Source organism: Sulfurimonas sp. HSL3-2 (assembly GCF_039645965.1).
Lineage (GTDB): Bacteria > Campylobacterota > Campylobacteria > Campylobacterales > Sulfurimonadaceae > Hydrocurvibacter > Hydrocurvibacter mobilis.
The window spans coordinates 1,056,638-1,074,751 of sequence record NZ_CP147917.1 but is presented as its reverse complement, the minus strand read 5'-3'; the positions used below and the strand labels follow the sequence as shown (position 1 = coordinate 1,074,751).

16 protein-coding genes are annotated in these 18,114 nt (G+C 38.8%); 14 read left to right on the top strand and 2 right to left on the bottom strand.

From position 1 onward, the window contains the following. The first annotated feature begins 1 nt into the window (after nt 1). From WCX87_RS05395 to WCX87_RS05370, 6 genes are read left to right on the top strand one after another with little or no spacing between them, the layout of a single operon-like run. Complete coding sequence (locus WCX87_RS05395; RefSeq protein WP_345981024.1) at nt 2-946, top strand: hypothetical protein; 945 nt, start codon at nt 2-4, stop codon at nt 944-946. Then, the gene (gene pelF / locus WCX87_RS05390) at nt 943-2,460 is read left to right on the top strand and encodes a GT4 family glycosyltransferase PelF (RefSeq protein WP_345981023.1); all 1,518 of its coding nucleotides are present in this window, start codon (nt 943-945) and stop codon (nt 2,458-2,460) included. The genes WCX87_RS05395 and pelF overlap by 4 nt, the downstream gene beginning before the upstream one ends. Next, nucleotides 2,460-3,833, top strand: coding sequence for an exopolysaccharide Pel transporter PelG (gene pelG / locus WCX87_RS05385; protein ID WP_345981022.1), 1,374 nt, complete (start codon nt 2,460-2,462; stop codon nt 3,831-3,833). Before pelF ends, pelG begins: the two co-directional genes overlap by 1 nt. Then, nucleotides 3,811-6,558 (top strand): endo alpha-1,4 polygalactosaminidase, encoded by a 2,748-nt coding sequence (locus WCX87_RS05380; protein ID WP_345981021.1) that lies wholly within the window; start codon nt 3,811-3,813, stop codon nt 6,556-6,558. The genes pelG and WCX87_RS05380 overlap by 23 nt, the downstream gene beginning before the upstream one ends. Next, nucleotides 6,542-7,594, top strand: coding sequence for a hypothetical protein (locus WCX87_RS05375; protein ID WP_345981020.1), 1,053 nt, complete (start codon nt 6,542-6,544; stop codon nt 7,592-7,594). Before WCX87_RS05380 ends, WCX87_RS05375 begins: the two co-directional genes overlap by 17 nt. Further along, complete coding sequence (locus tag WCX87_RS05370; RefSeq protein ID WP_345981019.1) at nt 7,594-10,374, top strand: tetratricopeptide repeat protein; 2,781 nt, start codon at nt 7,594-7,596, stop codon at nt 10,372-10,374. The genes WCX87_RS05375 and WCX87_RS05370 overlap by 1 nt, the downstream gene beginning before the upstream one ends. 24 nt (nt 10,375-10,398) lie before the next feature. Here WCX87_RS05370 and WCX87_RS05365 read toward each other — a convergent pair whose 3' ends face one another. After that, nucleotides 10,399-11,337 carry an aldolase/citrate lyase family protein gene (locus WCX87_RS05365; protein WP_345981018.1) on the bottom strand — a complete coding sequence of 313 codons (939 nt, stop codon included), beginning with the start codon at nt 11,335-11,337 and terminating at the stop codon, nt 10,399-10,401. Further along, nucleotides 11,337-11,666 (bottom strand): cytochrome c, encoded by a 330-nt coding sequence (locus WCX87_RS05360; RefSeq protein WP_345981017.1) that lies wholly within the window; start codon nt 11,664-11,666, stop codon nt 11,337-11,339. Before WCX87_RS05360 ends, WCX87_RS05365 begins: the two co-directional genes overlap by 1 nt. Before the next feature lie 61 nt (nt 11,667-11,727). On the opposite strand from WCX87_RS05360, the gene folD reads away from it, so the two are divergent. From folD to WCX87_RS05320, 8 genes are read left to right on the top strand one after another with little or no spacing between them, the layout of a single operon-like run. Continuing rightward, nucleotides 11,728-12,582 carry a bifunctional methylenetetrahydrofolate dehydrogenase/methenyltetrahydrofolate cyclohydrolase FolD gene (gene folD, locus WCX87_RS05355; protein ID WP_345981016.1) on the top strand — a complete coding sequence of 285 codons (855 nt, stop codon included), beginning with the start codon at nt 11,728-11,730 and terminating at the stop codon, nt 12,580-12,582. Then, complete coding sequence (gene lepB, locus WCX87_RS05350; RefSeq protein WP_345981015.1) at nt 12,582-13,496, top strand: signal peptidase I; 915 nt, start codon at nt 12,582-12,584, stop codon at nt 13,494-13,496. The genes folD and lepB overlap by 1 nt, the downstream gene beginning before the upstream one ends. Further along, a complete protein-coding gene (locus tag WCX87_RS05345) occupies nt 13,483-14,160 on the top strand; it encodes a site-2 protease family protein (RefSeq protein ID WP_345981014.1) in 678 nt (225 codons plus the stop codon). Before lepB ends, WCX87_RS05345 begins: the two co-directional genes overlap by 14 nt. A 12-nt stretch (nt 14,161-14,172) precedes the next feature. Beyond that, entirely contained in the window at nt 14,173-14,610 is a 438-nt protein-coding gene (gene rpiB / locus WCX87_RS05340; protein WP_345981013.1) for a ribose 5-phosphate isomerase B, read from the top strand. A 3-nt stretch (nt 14,611-14,613) separates the two neighbouring features. Next, entirely contained in the window at nt 14,614-14,946 is a 333-nt protein-coding gene (locus tag WCX87_RS05335) for a hypothetical protein (RefSeq protein ID WP_345981012.1), read from the top strand. 3 nt (nt 14,947-14,949) lie between these two features. Continuing rightward, entirely contained in the window at nt 14,950-15,498 is a 549-nt protein-coding gene (locus tag WCX87_RS05330; RefSeq protein ID WP_345981097.1) for an adenine phosphoribosyltransferase, read from the top strand. Continuing rightward, complete coding sequence (gene trpB, locus WCX87_RS05325) at nt 15,498-16,697, top strand: tryptophan synthase subunit beta (protein WP_345981011.1); 1,200 nt, start codon at nt 15,498-15,500, stop codon at nt 16,695-16,697. The genes WCX87_RS05330 and trpB overlap by 1 nt, the downstream gene beginning before the upstream one ends. 22 nt (nt 16,698-16,719) lie before the next feature. Continuing rightward, nucleotides 16,720-18,114 (top strand): leucyl aminopeptidase, encoded by a 1,395-nt coding sequence (locus WCX87_RS05320; RefSeq protein WP_345981010.1) that lies wholly within the window; start codon nt 16,720-16,722, stop codon nt 18,112-18,114.

Below are 18,114 nucleotides of genomic sequence, written 5' to 3'. Positions count from 1 at the left end.
CATGCAGACCGTATCAGTAAATGACGCCAATACTTTACTCTATCTTTTTCTTGCGCATCTTAGTATCAGTCTGCTGATCGCAGCAGGAAGCTCGACATATCTTATGTCAAGGTTTCCAAATTCAAGAGTTCAGGGTTTTCTATTTTTCTTCTTATTTAATTTTTCTATGCCGGTTATCGGGTATATATCCTCTTTATGGATCTCATACTATTTAAAGAACGGTGTCTATACTGAAAAAATAAAGAAGACCAGCCTTGTGGACCTTGAAGAGTTTGGATACAACTTTATAAATATCCATAGAGAATTTGGTGAGGGTTCTGTTCAGGATATGATAAAAAACAAGTATGTCCCCACAGAAAAAAAGATCAAAGCACTGGTCTCTCTTTCAGACAACATGTCGCAGGGGAATATGCATATAATCAAAGACTCTCTTTCCAGCAGTGACGATGAAGTCAGACTATACGGTTTTTCCATTATGGATAAGACAGAAAGAGAGCTCAACAGTAAAATATATAGACTGCTTGAGTCGTTTAAAGCATCTGATGGTACTGAAAAAAGAGCTTCAATCGCGAAAGAGTTGGCATTTTTGTACTGGGAGATGGTATATTATGAACTTTCAGACGACTCTTTAGTCCAATTTCTTTTAGAAAAGGTCGTACACTATATAGATACAGCTATGGAAGTCTATTTAGAAGATCCTAAACTGTACGTTCTACTCGGGCGTGTCTATATGTTTAACAAAGATTATGTGAATGCTGAACTGCAATTTACTTTAGCAGAGAGATACAGTGATGATAAACTTAGCTATGTCATGCCTTATTTAGCAGAGATAAACTTTATCTCCGGTGACTATGATAAAGTAAAATCGATCCTAAAACAAGCTCAAGGCTTAGATTTAAACAGTAAGCTTTATCCGATAGTCGAGCAATGGAGAGTGTCATCATGACAAAATACATCCGTAAAAGCAACAATGTCGATGTCATGCTCTTGGCAGAAGGGACATACCCGTATATCGGCGGCGGTGTCTCATCATGGATCGCACAAATATTAGACGGGATGAAAGATATCAAGTTCGGCGTATGTTTTCTAGGGTCTTTAGAAAGTGATTACGGTGACTTAAAATATGAGCTTCCTGATAATCTTGTCCATTTAGAAGTCCATTATATATTTGAAGAAAATACTCCGGATGTCAAAAAAACAAGCGGTAATAAAAAGGCATTTGAGACAATAGAAAAACTCTATGCATCGTTTAAAGATAAATCCGTGCCTATTCCGGAAGAGATAAAAAATGTTGATTTTTATCTTAATGATATGACATTTGAAGATTTTTTGTATTCAAAAAGAGCTTGGGAGTTTATCAACAAAATCTATTTCAAAAATGCGCCGGATGTGTCTTTTATTGATTATTTCTGGACGTTAAGAGATATCCACAAACCCATATGGACACTTGCAAAAATAGTAAAACATTTCCCTCATATGAAGGTTTTACATGCCCCTTCTACAGGGTATGCAGGTTTTTTAGGTACCCTCGCCTCTTTTGACAGAGATATCGGACTGGTTCTGACAGAACATGGAATATACACCAGAGAGCGTAAAATTGATATGCTTTCCGCTGAATGGATCGACTTTAAGAAACCTGCACTTTTAAAACAGCCTGAGGAGTTCAACTACATCAAAAAGATGTGGATAGAGTTCTTTAGAATCATCGGTGAATTCGCGTACAAAAGAGCTGAGCTCGTTCTTTCCTTATATCCTGAAGCACAAAAGATACAAATTGCACTGGGTGCTGATGCAGAAAAGACAAGAGTCCTGCCAAACGGTGTAAATGTAAATGTATTAAAAGCTACTATGAAAAATAGAACAGAGAATCAAAAACCTGTCATCAGCTTAATAGGAAGGGTCGTCTCTATCAAAGATATAAAAACGTTCATACGTGCAATAAGGATCACCGCAAATCATATTCCGGACGTAGAAGGCTGGGTAGTAGGCCCGATGGATGAGGACAAAGAGTATTTTACGGAATGTAAACAGATGATAGAATCTTTGGGTCTTGGTAATAATCTAAAATTCTTAGGATTTAGAAATATCAAAGAGATCTTGCCGCATACCTCTCTTTTGACACTTACCTCTATAAGTGAAGGTATGCCTTTAGTCATCTTAGAAGGGTTTGCAGCAGGAATCCCGTGTGTTGCGACAGATGTCGGAAGCTGTAGAAATCTCATCGAAGGCGGACTAAACGATGAAGATAAAAGTTTGGGTTCAGCAGGTGCGATAACATCGATCGCTACTCCGGGAGAGATTGCTAAACAGTATATCCGATTTTTAACGGATGAAGATGCTTGGGACAAAGCTAGTGCTGTAGCTCAAAGCAGAGTTGAAAAATATTATAGCCAAGAGATATTCTTAAAAGAATATCATGATATCTACATGAATCTAATCAATAAAAAAGCGAGTTTATAATGGCTGGTATAGGTTTTGAACTAAAAAAAGTCTTAAAAAGAGGCAGTCTTTTATCTTTAGTAAAAGTATATGGTGAATCTGCGATACTCAGTTCAGGCCCCTGGGTCATATCCATCATCGCCATCTTTTTAGTCGGATTTGTGAATATCATCAATCTTGAAAGCTTTGGTGAAGTCGCAAGATTTCAGATCGTCATCACTTATGCCATCGCATTGGCATCGAGTCTTATTGTAACAGGTATGCTCCAGCTGCCTTTTACAAGATATATTGCAGACCTTATATTTGAAAAGAGAGAGGAAGAGATACTGCCGGCATATTTCGGTGCGATATTTACATCGTGGCTGATCGGAGCGCCTTTGATCACTCCTATTGTATTTTGGGTGTTTAAAGATCAAAGCATCTTCTTTCTTCTTAGTGTCATCGCTACATTCTTAATACTTTGCGGCGTGTGGATATCAAGTATTCTCGCAGCAAGTCTGAAACTGTATAAACGTGTAGTAGCGGCATACTTCATCTCTTATCTGTTAATAGTCGTATTTTCATATATGTACGGAAAAAATGTGGAGAGTCTTATCTTTATATTTTTAACCGGTAATGCCACTTTGTTTACGATCTTGATGTCCCTTATCATCAAATCGTACAACTCGTCTGTGTTTATGAAACTGAATTTCTTTCTAAAACCGAATTTTTACTGGTCTCTCGGTATTGCGGGGCTGGCTTATAATCTTGGTTCATGGGTAGACAAATTTATCTTCTGGTATCACCCGCTAACAGGGACGGAAGTCATAGGAAAGCTGCATGCATCCATAGTTTACGATATACCTATCTTCTTGGCATATCTCTCCATTTTACCGGGGATGGCAGTCTTTTTCTACCGTCTTGAGGTCAACTTTTCAGAAAAGTACAATCTTTACTATGATGCAGTTAGAAACGGCGGTACACTGGGACTTATACAAAGATATAAAAACGATATGATAAGAGTGGTACGCCACGCTATACACGAGATCATTATGATACAGGGGATACTGGATATATTTCTGTTCTTAACGGTAGACACCGTTTTTGACATGCTGAACATTCCTCATCTGTATCTTGGACTGCTCTATATTTTAACGATAGGTGCTATGCTGCAGCTGGCATTTATGTCGATTCTGGCAATACTTTATTATTTAGACAGAAGAAAGGTCGCAATGTGGCTTAGTATCGCTTTTTTTGTCTTAAACACTATTTTGACTCTGGCTTCCATATACATGGGTCCTACAATGTTTGGATACGGGTATACGGTGTCATTGCTTATAGTCTTTATAGCGAGTTTAATCGTTATCAGAAATGAATTGGATGGGTTGGATTATGAAACATTTATGTTGCAATAGAGTTGTTTTAGCTCTACTATTATTTTTTAACTTTGCTCATGCATCACTTCAAGACAAGAGTGCTATTTTATATTACGGTGAGCATATCTCTTACCCTATGGTAGGCATACATGACTATATAATCGTTCAACCGGACAATATCAATACTCATAGCCACGGTTTTTCCGTCTATAAAGACAAGATGTATGCTTATGTCAGTATCGGTGAGATCGATAAAGATACTAAAGAGTATTCGCAGATAGACAAAGCCTGGATTCTGACTGAAAATAAAGCATGGAATTCAGAAGTCATGGATATAAGAGATCCGCACTATCAAGAGTTTTTATTTAAAAAGATGATAGAACCGCAGATAGACAAAGGGTTTCAAAACTTTTTCTTCGATACATTGGATTCATACCAGTTAGCAGCTAAAACAAAAGAAGATCGTGCTGTATATGAAAATGCCTTGGCATCTTTTATAAATAGGTTTCATGAAAAATATCCGCACTCAAAGCTGATCGTAAACCGTGGCTTTGAGATCATGGATAAGATCCATAACAGCCTGCAGGCTGTTTTATTTGAATCGTATTACCATGGTATAGAAAACAAAAAACTTGGATATGAGACAGTCTCGGCTGATGAAAGAAACTGGCTGGATAAGCAGATAAAAAAAGCAAAAGGCTACGGTCTTGATATCATCGCTGTCGACTATCTCCCGTATAACGAGATGAATAAAGCCGATGAACTGGTTCAAAAGATCAAAAAACAAGGCTTTATTCCCTATGTCTCGGATAGAGATCTAAACATATATGGTAGATCATCCAAAAATGCTTTAAAAAGAGAGATACTGACCTTGATCGATGAAACGGAACATGACAGGATCACTCAATCAGCTCATCAGTACGGCGCTCTGCCTCTTGAATATATGGGATACATTCAAAAACTTCATGATATCAACAAAGAGGGACTGCCGAAACTAGAAGATATGAGCCAATACGCCGGTGTAGTCGTATGGCTGTCTGAGTACTATAAAAAACCCGATGAGCTCATAAAATGGGCTGCCGAGCTGAAAAATATCGGTATCAAAGTCGTATTTGTAAATAATTTCGGTATCGAGATCACTCCAAATATTTTAAACCCTCTTGGGATTCAAGTCGTAGAGAATATAAGCAATAATCTTCAAAAAAACAAGGTCACATATCAAGACAAGATGATGGGTTTTGAGATGGCAGTACCTAAGAACATAGGGTATTACTTGACTGCGAAAAATGTAAGACCGTTACTAAGGATAGAAGATACAAACGGCAACAGTTCTACACTGGCAGCTATTACACCGTGGGGCGGCTATGCTGTCGGTGATGCATTTATGACAGAGATGGATGATAATAATATCTGGGTCATAGATCCGTTTAAGTTTTTTGTAAAGGCGTTAGATTTGAAACCTTTGATCGTTCCGGATACTACTACGGAAAATGGAGACAGGATCCTTTTCTCACATGTAGACGGTGACGGGATCATGAACATGACCGAGTGGAATCCGACTATGTTCTCCGGAGAATCGCTGTATGAAAGTGTTTTTAGCAAATATAAGATCCCTATATCGGTTTCTACAATCGGTGCAGAGATCGAACCGGACGGTTTATATCCGAAAATATCGCCGCAACTGGTAAAAATAGCAAAAAAAATATATGCACTTCCTAATGTAGAGGGTGCTTCACATACGTTCAGTCATCCATTTTCATGGGGAGAGATAAAAGACGGCAATTTAGATGCGAAATATAGACTGGACGTAAAAGGATATGAGTTTTCTATTGACAGAGAGATACTAGGATCTTTAAACTATATAAACAATGATCTAATGCCAAAGAACAAACCTGCTGAGCTTATGGCTAAAACTATTTTCTGGACCGGAGAGTGTAGACCTCCCGAAGATGTATTGGAATATGTATATAAGCACAATCTTTTAAATATCAACGGCGGCGATACTACGATATCAAACTCATCGCCATGGCAGTCGCTTATATCACCGATAGGTCTTGAACGCGGTGACTACTATCAAATATATACAGGTGCTCAAAATGAGAATGTCTATACAAATGATTGGGATGGACCGTTTTGGGGATATAAAAAAGTGATACAGACATTTGAGCTTACGGACTCCCCTCGCCGCTTTAAGCCTATAGACATCTATTTTCATCAATATTCAGGCTCTAAAAGAGCTTCGTTAAATGCTCTAAAAGATGTCTTTGACTGGGCGCTGAAACAAAACACGTTTCCGATATTTACCTCAGAATACATCTTAAAAGCGATGGATTACTACACTGCATCCATAGCAAATGATAGTGATGAATGGTTATTTAGCGGAATGAAGGATCTTCATACGGTAAGACTGGAAAAACGCGGTTATACTGCTGACTTTAAAAATTCAAAAGGAGTCTTAGGGTTTAAACATTTTGAGGATCATACATACTATCATCTTGACGACTCAGAGGCTCAAATGTTGCGTGTATCGACAAAAAGACAAGATGCCGCATATCTGATAGATGCAAATGCCGAAGTGATCCAAAGTAAAAACGGTCAGCTTTCTTTTAAAGGATACGTCGACCTGAGATTGCATTTCAACCTGCCAAAGGAGTGCACAATGAGTTCAAAACCTGTTGAGACAAGTAGAAGGACAGAAGGCAATGAGGTCTATCTAAACTATAAAAATATAAAGGAGGCAACAGTAAATGTTTCTTGCAGATGATAAAAAAGTATATGTAGCAACATATAAAGAGATCGTACTTATTTTTATAGCTTTTAGCGTTGTATTGTTTGTCTTATATCCTAAAAATCTCTTAAAAGAGCAGATATTACAAGACACTTCAAACAATGATCTGAATATGGTGTATCTACAAAACATGTTAAAACAGGATCCGTCAAATGAGTCGTTAATACTGCTTATTGCTAACAACAACTATAAAGCCGGAAAGCTGATAGCTTCATACGGTCTGTTAAAACCTCTTATGAGCAGCGAAAACCCTGAAATAAGAAAAAATGCCAGCCTTTTAAGCTATAAACTTGCAAAAGAGAGATATTACGTCGTAAAAGATGAGAAACAAAAAGCTCAGATCAAGGACGATCTACGTGACATCTTTAAAAATATTGTCGATAACGTTTACTACTCGAAAGAGAACCTAAATGAGTTTTATAACGAATCTTTTTTCTTAGGGATGACTGGCTATACCTTTAGACTCTTAAAAGAGAAGATCTCGTACGCTCCAAATGATATCAAACTGCTCACGGATGCTTATTATCTGGCAGATAAGTTAGATTATGGACCGGAGGTCATCAACTATCTGGATACCTTACAAACAAAAGATATTGACAATAGAGATAATTGGATCTTAGCAGAGTACAACTATTATATGAAAAAAGACAATCTAAAAGATGCAGAGGAACTGCTAAAAGCACATGCCCAAACTTCATTTAAATGGGGAGAAAAACTGGCTGAGTTTTATCTTGCAACGGAAAGTTATCAAGCAGCGTCACAGACATATATGCAGCTTTATAACAGATCAAATGCAAGTAACGATAAAAAAAGATACTTCATAGAAGCTTTAAAATCCTTACAGGCAGGTAGTTTGATGAAAGAAGCTGTTGCTTTGGGCTATAGATATGAAAATCGATATCTAAAGGACACTCAGGTAAGAGTCTTTTTACTCAAACTCTATCTTGCGGCCAATGATCTGAAAAAAGCCAATGATCTATCTAAAAAAATATTAACACAAAAGATAAAATAATGCGTACTTTACTTTTAATAATCATATTTTTCTCAACTATCGTCGCTAAAGATATATCTCAAGCAAACTTTAACGCCTACAATAACGAAGAGTTGAAGTTGATGATCCAATCTTTTTTATACAAAGGTGACACGGATAATGCTTACAAGGTCGCTCTTATAGGCTATAAGAAGTATCCTAAATCTATTTATTGGAATAAGCAGGCGGTAGAGACTGCGAAATGGACCAATCATCCTCAAGAAGCAGTACAGTTTGAGATAGAACTGTATCAAAAAAATCATGACTTGAAGTTAAGGGATGAGATCATTACTTACGGTCTAAGTATGTATCAATATCAGAAGATAGAAGACCTTGTCATACAAAAAGCCAGAGTAAATCCTAATGAAGAAAACATCAAGATGATGATCTTTATAGAGAACCAGCTGGGAACACCTGAAAAAGCAGCGAAGATATTAAATATCGAGTATGAAAAAGATAAGCGAAAAACAGCTCTGCTTACACAAGAGTTGCAGTTGTACCTGGATACCGGTGACCTGAATTCTGCTAAAAGAGTAGTCAATATAATTGAAAACCAGAAGCTGTACAGTACACAAAACGCCACTTTAGTGTCATATTACTACTACATGAAAAAGGATCTGAAGTCATCATATAATGCTCTTTTATTTGTCAAAACACCTCCGGGCAAAGATAATGTAAGATATTACCAGTTACTAAGCGACCTGAGCTGGTATATGCAAGACTATAAGACCTCAATGGAAGCTTCGGCATTTTTAATACAAAACGATCAGGCAAGATTGGCAGACTATGAAAGAGTGATGCGCGTATATGAGACTCTCAATCCTGCTTTAGGTTCAAAAACAGCTGATGAAGCATATTCAAAATATAAACTCTCATATCTTTTTTATGATTTTGCAAACAGTGCGATAAAGTTAAACGAGTATAAAAAACTTCAAGATGCGATAACACGGATAGACGACTCTAATGACACGATAAAAAATGAAGCCAACTACTGGATAATCAAAGCTGATGTCTATCTGCATTATAATAACCGCTATTTAGCAGTGGAAGCTTTAAATAAAGCGCTGTTTCTAGGCAAGGGCAACTTAGATATACAACTGAATGTATTTTACTTTTACCTTGACCATGATATGAATAAAGAGATAAAAGAGCTGATGCATAATATTGAGGATAAGGGCAATGTCGAATCTGTCTTTTATATCCCTTTTGCAACAGCATACTATCAGTTAAATGAAGTCGACAGTGCCGATTACTACATGAAAAAAGTCATAGACAACCATAAAAGTCTTACGGGTTCTACTGACTTTAAATTCTTGCAAGCATATATATATCAGAGCCAAAACAATGAAGGCGGATATATTAAAAAGCTAAAAGAGATCCTTAAAGACCTGCAGATGCAGGTGTCTATGCATAAAGAGGTGATGTTGACGAATGAATACTGGGTATCATACCTAAACGCAGCAATGCCTGTAGTCGATGCAGATAAGTTTAACAATGATCTTCAGTTTGCTAAAAAGCATATGACATCAGGCGACTATGACGATATATCATACACTTGGGCTACTACCAATAATGCTGATGAGAAAAGTCATGGTATCTATAATAAGATAAGAAATAAACAGTTATGGATGAGGTTTAATGACGCCCTGCTCTTTCAACATCATACAAACATAGAAAACGCAATTGATGAGAATCTGAATAAATATACTCAGGCCGATACATCTGCTGCAGCTAGAGATGACGGACAACTAGCCCTTGCTCAAACCTTGAACTATAATATGCTTGACAAGAATAGTTACGACCAAGATGCTTATATGCAGCAGATCGACCTCTCAAAACAAAGAGGAGATCAGTTTGACTCGCAATTCTCATACTACAGCAGAAAACCGTTGCTGCAAAAATATGCAAAAGTAGGAAACAGAACCTATATACCGGGTGGCTGGGATCTATTTACTTCAGCAGGATATTTCAACAACAGCTCTTTAGATACAGATACACTGGACCATCTAAAAGCCGATACGGTAGAGGGAGATGTAGCTCTGAGAAAAAGATTTGACAGGTCATATATTCAGGCTCATGGAGGATATAAGGCTTTTCTTAAAAGCTATCCTGTATACGGACTAACACTGCACTCACAGATCAGTACCGACCTTGAAGCAGATATCATACTGGAAAAAAATATGAATGCAGATGATACGGCGCAGCTCTCAGCCGCAGGTAAAAAAGATATGCTTGGTGCCAATATAATATGGAGTATTTTAGATTCTACATCCTTTGAATTTGAGTATGAAAGAAACTATTTCTCTTCACAAGACAATGTCGATATAGGGTATGGAGACTATGCAAGATTATCACTAAGCAAACAGTATAGAAACGGCTATCCCGACATCGGTGTCAGCCTTTATGTCGATAACGGTATATACCATGAGACTTCGACAACTCACGGCGTAATAGATGAGGTGCAAAACGGAGTATATCCGGTCTTACCTAGTGATTTTTACAATATCGGTACGGAACTGAGATACGGCATGCAAAACAGTGAGATATATACAAGAGTATGGAGACCTTACTTCTCGGTCTCTGGATATTACAGCAGTTTAAATACAAGCGGTAATGTCGCTGTTAATGTCGGGTATGGAGGAAAGGTCTGGCATCAAGACCATATGGTCATCGGAGCAAGCTACTCCAACACGACATACAGTTCGACAGACAGTACCTTTGAGATCTTCCTCAGATACCAGTTTATGTATATGCATCCTTAAAGTCTTACATGTAAGACAAGGTTCTTAAAGATCCTTGTCTTTTAAAACAGCCAAGGCTCCTTTATAGATCGGCTCATCTATAAAGCCGTACTCATCGTCCACAAATCCTGTAATACCAAGATCTCTGTTCATCTCAAAGAGTTTTACTATGACTTTTGCACGTTCGATCTCAGCTATCTCATCTTTAAACACCTCGTTTACCAGCGTGACCTGAGAAGGAGAGATACACCCTTTTGCATCAAATCCCATACTTTTTTCCATTTCAAGCCACAGCTTAAACTCATCAAGATTTTTAAAGTCCTGATACACGAACGAGACAGGCTTTACATGTATGGCTTTACATGTAACAAGAAAATGGCTTAGCATATACAAGAATGTATGGTTGTCGCGTTGTATCTGGGATTGCGGAATGCGCATATCGGCAAACAGGTCCAAAACACCGAGATAAAATGCTTTTACCCGTTTATCTACCTTTAAAGATGCTAGATTTGCCCATGCTTCGCATGTCTCTATCGAGAGGTGCAGTTCTATCTCATCTTTTAATAGATGAAGTATACTTTCTACCTCTTTTGGAGTCTTTATCTTTGGTACGCGGATAGCATCGGGCATAAACTGGTTTAGATAGGTTATCTCATCGTATCCACCTTCATCTAATGCATTAACACGCACGACAAGCTTTTTATCACACTCTTTATAATGCGACAAGAAGATAGCACAAAGAGCAAGTGCAAAGGGTTTTTGCTCTTTTGATACTCCGTCTTCGAGATTAAGCATGATACACTCGGCGTCAAGCGAAGGGATCTTCAAGAGATGTTTGAGATTATGAGCTGAAAGCATCAACGCAGACCTGTAGTCCTCTTTTTTATTGATGACTCTGTACTTTGGTACTGCGATCTTGTCTAGTGCTGCAAGATCATTTTCTTCCAACGCTTTTTCAATCGATCTTAAAAGAGTCTCATCCATTACTTCTTCTCCTTATGAAGATATTTGTAAAGCGTCTCTATCTCGTCTTTTGTCAAAAAGTATCTCGGCATTCCGCTTTTTCTCGTATCTAGAGCTTCATAAAAGACTTTAAATCCTAGTTCCGTTATGTCGGGACCTTTAAACTCCTTTGTGACACCGTTGCTTACGTATTTGGCTACAAGCAGCCCTTTTCCGTCAGCCCCGTGACATTTATCACACCCTATCCCTCTGGGATTTTTATATAAAGATGATGCATACTCATCCTCTGTAATAAACGATGCAGCGGCAAATATATATATAGGAGTTATTAATAATAGTAACAATTTCATTCAAAGCGACCTTTTAGGCAATTATCGGTATATTATCAAAAAAATAATTTATGGTGATTAAATGAAGATTCTTGACGGTAAAACTTTAGCAAAAAAAATTGAAAATGAGGTACTAACAGGCACACAACTGTTAAAAGAGCAAACAGGAAGAGTTCCGGGTTTAGCTGTTGTACTAGTTGGAAACGACCCTGCTAGCCAAGCTTACGTAAGCATGAAGAAAAAAGCTTGCGACAGAGTCGGGTTTTACTCAGTTACACATGAGATGCCTACTAACATATCCCAAGAAGCTATCGAAAACACTATTACGATGATGAATAATAACCCTAACATAGACGGAATTCTCATCCAGCTTCCTCTTCCTTCGCAGATAGATACGACAAAACTGCTTGAACTTGTCTCTCCAAATAAAGATGTCGACGGTTTTCACCCGTACAACGTCGGACGTCTGACAACGGGACTTGACGGTTTTGTACCGTGTACTCCGCTTGGTGTCATGGAACTTTTTAAAGAGTACGATATCGATCTAAAAGGGAAAAACTGTGTTGTCGTAGGTGCTTCGAACATTGTTGGAAAACCGATGGCCTCTCTTCTTTTAAATGCCAATGCGACCGTAGAGATCTGTCATATATTTACCGATGATTTAAAAAAGCATACCCTAAATGCTGATATAATTCTAGTTGGTGTGGGTGTTATAAACCTGATCAAAGAAGATATGGTTAAAGAGGGTGCTATCATCATAGATATCGGAATCAATAGAGCTGATAACGGAAAGCTTGTCGGTGACGTCGACTATGAAAACGTATCTCAAAAATGTTCATATATCACTCCGGTACCGGGCGGAGTCGGCCCAATGACTATTTCAATGCTGTTAAGTAATACTTTAAAAGCGGCACAACTTCACTCTAAAGAGAGCTAATGAAAAACTTTTTGTATAAAACGTATAAATTTTCAAACTCATGGCCTGGAACGATCATCATCGTTTTATTTGTCATATTTTTTGTTGCACAGGCCTTTAGAATCCCAAGCGGTTCTATGAAAGACTCACTTCTTATCGGAGATCACCTTTTTGCTAAAAAATTCGTTTACGGTGTCCCTACTCCACATATCCCTTTTCTAGAGGTCTCTGTGACTCCTTGGACTGACGATCTGCATCTTATCGACGGTGACGAACCAAAACGCGGCGATATCGTGATATTCAGATATCCTCACAACGTAAAACTTCACTATGTAAAAAGATGTGTGGCACTTCCGGGCGATGAAGTGTTCGTAAAAGATAAAGATCTGTATCTTCATCCACGTGAAGGCGACGAGTTTATCAATAAAAACTACCCGAAAGAAAACATAGTCACGATCGACGGAAAACTTTGGGTCAAGAACCCTTATATGAAACAGCATCCTGGTATCCATCATGATGATGCTATCGAAGGAGATACTCCTGTATTACTTTCAAATGATGGAAGAATGGAGAGAATCAATTCAGTTGAAAAACTCAATATGATAGTTTCAAATATGTACAAGCTCTCAGATGACATAAAACTTTTGAATCATAATCCTATTTTTCAAACTGAGATATATAAAGTACCTGCTAAAAGCTATTTTATGATGGGTGACAACCGTGACCACTCAAACGACAGCCGTTTCTGGGGTCCTGTACCGTATGCAAACCTAGAAGGAACTCCTTGGTTCATCTACTTCAGTATGGACGACAATTATGAGATCAGATGGGACAGAATGGGTAAAACTCCTACTGACCTTGAACAGCCTGAGTACCTAAACCGTGCAATAGCTGAAAGAGTAAAAGAGGACAAAAAAGACAATGGACTTTATTGATATTTTAAAGATCATAACTGCTGTCATAGCCCTTATGATAGCTATCATAGGTCATGAGATAATGCACGGGTTTATTGCTTACAAATATGGCGATATGACTGCTAAAAATGCAGGACGCTTATCTATAAACCCTATCATACATGTAGATATGGTGGGTACCATCATCGTTCCTGCTGTTTTATACTTTTTACCTCTTTTACTCGGAGGCGGAGGCGGCTTTATCTTCGGATGGGCAAAACCGGTTCCGGTAAACATGAGAACAGTCATCAACAGAGGCGGATATAATGCAGCAATGCAGGTAAGTCTTGCCGGTATAGTTTACAACTTCACGGTTGCTGCATTTGCCTCTATGGCACTTGTTTCTATGGCTAGCCCTACTTCTGCTGATTCTCTTGTTTATATATTTACATATATGCTGGTAATGCAGTTAGTCATCATCAATGTCGTTCTCGGTGTATTTAACCTGCTGCCGATACCGCAGTTTGACGGGGCACATTTTTTAATGTACCTTGCACTAAAATTTAACCAAAAAGAGATAGCTGAAACGTTTTATAAATTGGAGCGTTATGGTATGATTATAGTACTTGTTGTACTAATGACACCTTTAAAAGATTATCTATTAATATTGCCAGTTCAAATGGTATTAAACCTACTTCTATCATAAAGGAAAAACCGGATGAAATTTTATATAGCTACAGATCACGCCGGAGTTGATCTAAAAGACTATACAGTTGAGTTACTAAAACAAAAAGGTCATGAGGTCGTCGATCTTGGTCCGTTTAACAAAGACAGAGTCGATTATCCGGACTATGCAGTCAAAGTTGCACAAAGCGTACTTGCAGACAGTGAAAGCCAAGGGATCCTTATCTGCGGTTCAGGCATCGGTATGAGTATGGCTGCAAACAGATTTCACGGTATCCGTGCTGCACTCTGCCATGATGCATACACTGCACAAGTAGCCCGCGGACACAATGATGCTAACATCTTGTGTTTTGGTGAGCGTATTGTAGGCAAAGGTGTTGCAGAGTCTATCATCGATAGCTGGATTGCTTCAGGTTTTGAGGGCGGACGCCATGCAGGACGTGTCGAGAAGATAGAATCTATACAAGGATAAGATATGTTTTTTGAGTGGTCGGTTTTAACGATAGTTTCACTGTTAGCTATATTTCTGTTTGTGAAGATGTTTTATTTCAAAAGTATTACTGTAAAAGAGCAGCGTAGCAATGAGATGATGAAACTAACGCTTCAAGAAGCTGAGATACTGATCAGAAAGTATCAGATACAGCTTCAGCGTGCACTCGGAAATGTTGATATTTTGAGTGAAGAGTTGACAAAGCTAAGAAATGAACTAAAAGTTTTAAAACAGCGTAACTCTAAACACAGACTTGAGACAGAAAGATTAAACTCTAAAATAAAAGCTCTTGAGAGCAGAATAGACGCTTTACTATAAAGGATAACTATGACAGCGCAAGATTTAAAGATCATAAATGATGCGATCCGTGACATACCTGATTTTCCAAAACCGGGTATCGTCTTTAAAGATATTACGACACTTTTAAACGACAAACATGCTTTTTCAGTACTTATGGACCATTTAGCTGCAAGATATAAAGATTATAATCTGGATTTTATAGCGGGTATAGATGCACGCGGTTTTATCTTTGGGGCTGCACTTGCTCAGATGCTGGGAACGGGATTTGTCCCTATCCGTAAAAAAGGAAAGCTTCCATATACGACGATCTCTGAAAAATACTCTTTAGAGTACGGCTTTGATGAAGTCGAACTGCATATTGATGCCTTTAGAGATGTAAAAGATGCGAAAGTCCTTTTAATAGACGATCTTATAGCGACAGGCGGGACAGCAAATGCAGCCGCTTCCCTTATCAATAAAACAGGTGCTGTCTGTGTCGAAGCATGTTTCATCCTTGCTTTGAATTTCCTAGAGGGACAAAAAGTACTGGAAAAACAGACAAAAGTTTATAGCGTAGTAGGAATAGATTAATGTATATACCATCACCATCAAAATTCGATCCTGATGAAAACGGACACTTCGGCATATTCGGGGGACGTTATGTTCCTGAGACATTGATGCCGGCGCTTTTAGATCTGGATAAAGAGTACAAAAAGATCAGATTTGACAAAGATTTCTGGAAAGAGGTCGATTACTATCTAAAAGACTATGTAGGCCGCCCTTCTCCGCTTTATTATGCACATAATATCTCTGAAGAGCTCGGAGCAAAAATCTACTTAAAACGTGAAGACCTGAACCATACGGGAGCACATAAAGTAAACAACGTTATCGCTCAAGGTCTTATGGCAAAACGTCTTGGATACAAAAAAGTGATCGCTGAGACGGGTGCGGGACAGCACGGTGTAGCGACTGCCACCATAGCAGCTCTTTTAGGTCTGGAGTGCGAAATATTCATGGGTGCAAAAGATGTCGCACGCCAAGAACTAAACGTCTTTCGTATGAAGCTTCTGGGAGCAAAAGTCAATGCTGTAGAGAGTGGATCTAAGACGTTAAAAGACGCAATGAACGATGCTATCCGTCACTGGGTTACAAATGCCAGAGATACTTTTTATATCATCGGTACAGTTGCCGGTCCTCATCCATATCCGATGATGGTACGTGATTTTCAAGCGATCATAGGGTATGAAGCAAGAGCTCAGATACTTGAAAAAGAAAACCGTCTTCCTGATCATGTTATCGCTTGTATCGGCGGCGGAAGTAATGCTATCGGTGCATTTCAGCACTTTTTAGAAGACAAAGAGGTAGAGTGTATCGGTGTCGAGGCAGGCGGACACGGTGTCTGTACGGACAAACACGGGTGTTCTCTTCTAATGGGTCGTCCCGGAGTACTCCACGGACAGATGAGCTACCTGCTTCAAGATGAAGACGGGCAAATACTTGAAGCGCATTCGATCTCTGCGGGACTTGATTATCCCGGTATCGGACCCGAACATGCATTTCATAAAGACAACGGATCTGCATCATACGGAAATGCGACAGATGAAGAAGCACTTGACGCATTCGTATGGTTAAGTAGAAAAGAGGGAATCATTCCCGCTTTTGAAAGTGCACATGCGGTAGCATACCTCAAGAAAATAGAAGATATTAAAGGTAAACTGATCATCGTCAACCTTTCAGGACGCGGTGACAAAGATATGATGCAGGCAAAAGACCTGCTTCATTTCGATTAAGAGTTCCAATCAAGGATATATAATGAATTTAGATCTAGTCAACGAGATAAAAAGTGATGTATGCGTAGAGTTTTTAACTAAAGAGACGCTAAAAAAACATAAACAGAAAAAACTGCTTGAAAAAGCAGGTTTTGAAGCGGCACAAGACACACTTTGTTTTCTGCATGAGAAAGGTATCTTAGCGTGCGGTGTCGAAGCATTAGAGAGCGACTGCATCAGAAGTGCTGCCAGCCAAGCGATAAAAGCACTTAAATCTTCTAAAAATGAATCTGCTTCATTCCCGGTAGATGCGAAAAATTTAGAAGCCGTTGTAGAAGGTGTCATCCTCGGAGGATACGACTACAACAGATATAAATCAGAGTCTAAAGAGGCAACTTTACAAGATATCTATCTTACATGTAAAGATATCAAAAAGCTTTCAAAAGCATTCGAAGAAGCAGTGATCATCGCTGAATCTACATGTTTCACACGTGATATCGTCAATACGACTCCAGAAGACCTCCACCCTGCAAGCTTCGCTGAAATAGCCAAAGAGCTAGCACGTGAAAACAAGCTTACATGTAACGTTTTAGGTGAAGATGATCTTCGTAAAGAGAAGATGGAATCGATGCTTGCAGTCGGACGTGCATCACGCCATGAAAGTCAGCTTATCCACCTTGCATACAAACCTAAAAAAGCGAAAAAGATCATCAGCTTAGTAGGAAAAGGTCTTACTTATGACAGCGGCGGGCTCAGCCTTAAACCTGCTACTTCTATGGTGACGATGAAGATGGATAAAGCGGGTGCATGTGCTGTCCTTGGAATGATCAAAGCTGCGAGCGAACTAAAATTAGATGTAGAGATACACGCATTTATCGGTGCAGTCGAAAATATGATCGGCGGAGATGCTTACAAACCTGATGATGTGCTTGTGACACGCAGCAAAAAAACGGTAGAAGTAAGAAATACCGATGCAGAAGGCCGTCTTGTGCTATGTGATGTGCTTGATTATGCACAAGACAAAGTCAAAGCAGACTATATCTTCGATTTTGCGACACTTACAGGTGCTTGTATGGTGGCTCTTGGTCAATATACGACAGGTGTTATGGGACACTCAAACAAGCTTAAACACGACCTTTTTACAGCTGCAGACAAGTCTGGTGAGCTTATAGGAGCGCTTCCGTTTAACAGACATCTGAAAAAGCTTCTTAAAAGCGAGATAGCAGACCTTTCCAATGTCGCTTCCAAACCGTACGGCGGTGCGATCACGGCTGGTCTGTTCTTAGATAACTTTATTAAAGATGAGAATAAAGAGAAATGGCTGCACTTTGATATCGCAGGTTCTGCATATACAGAGTCTCCTTGGGATTGTAATGTATACGGCGCGACAGGTGCAGGCGTCAGACTTATAAGCAGTTTTTTAAAAGAGCTAAAATAA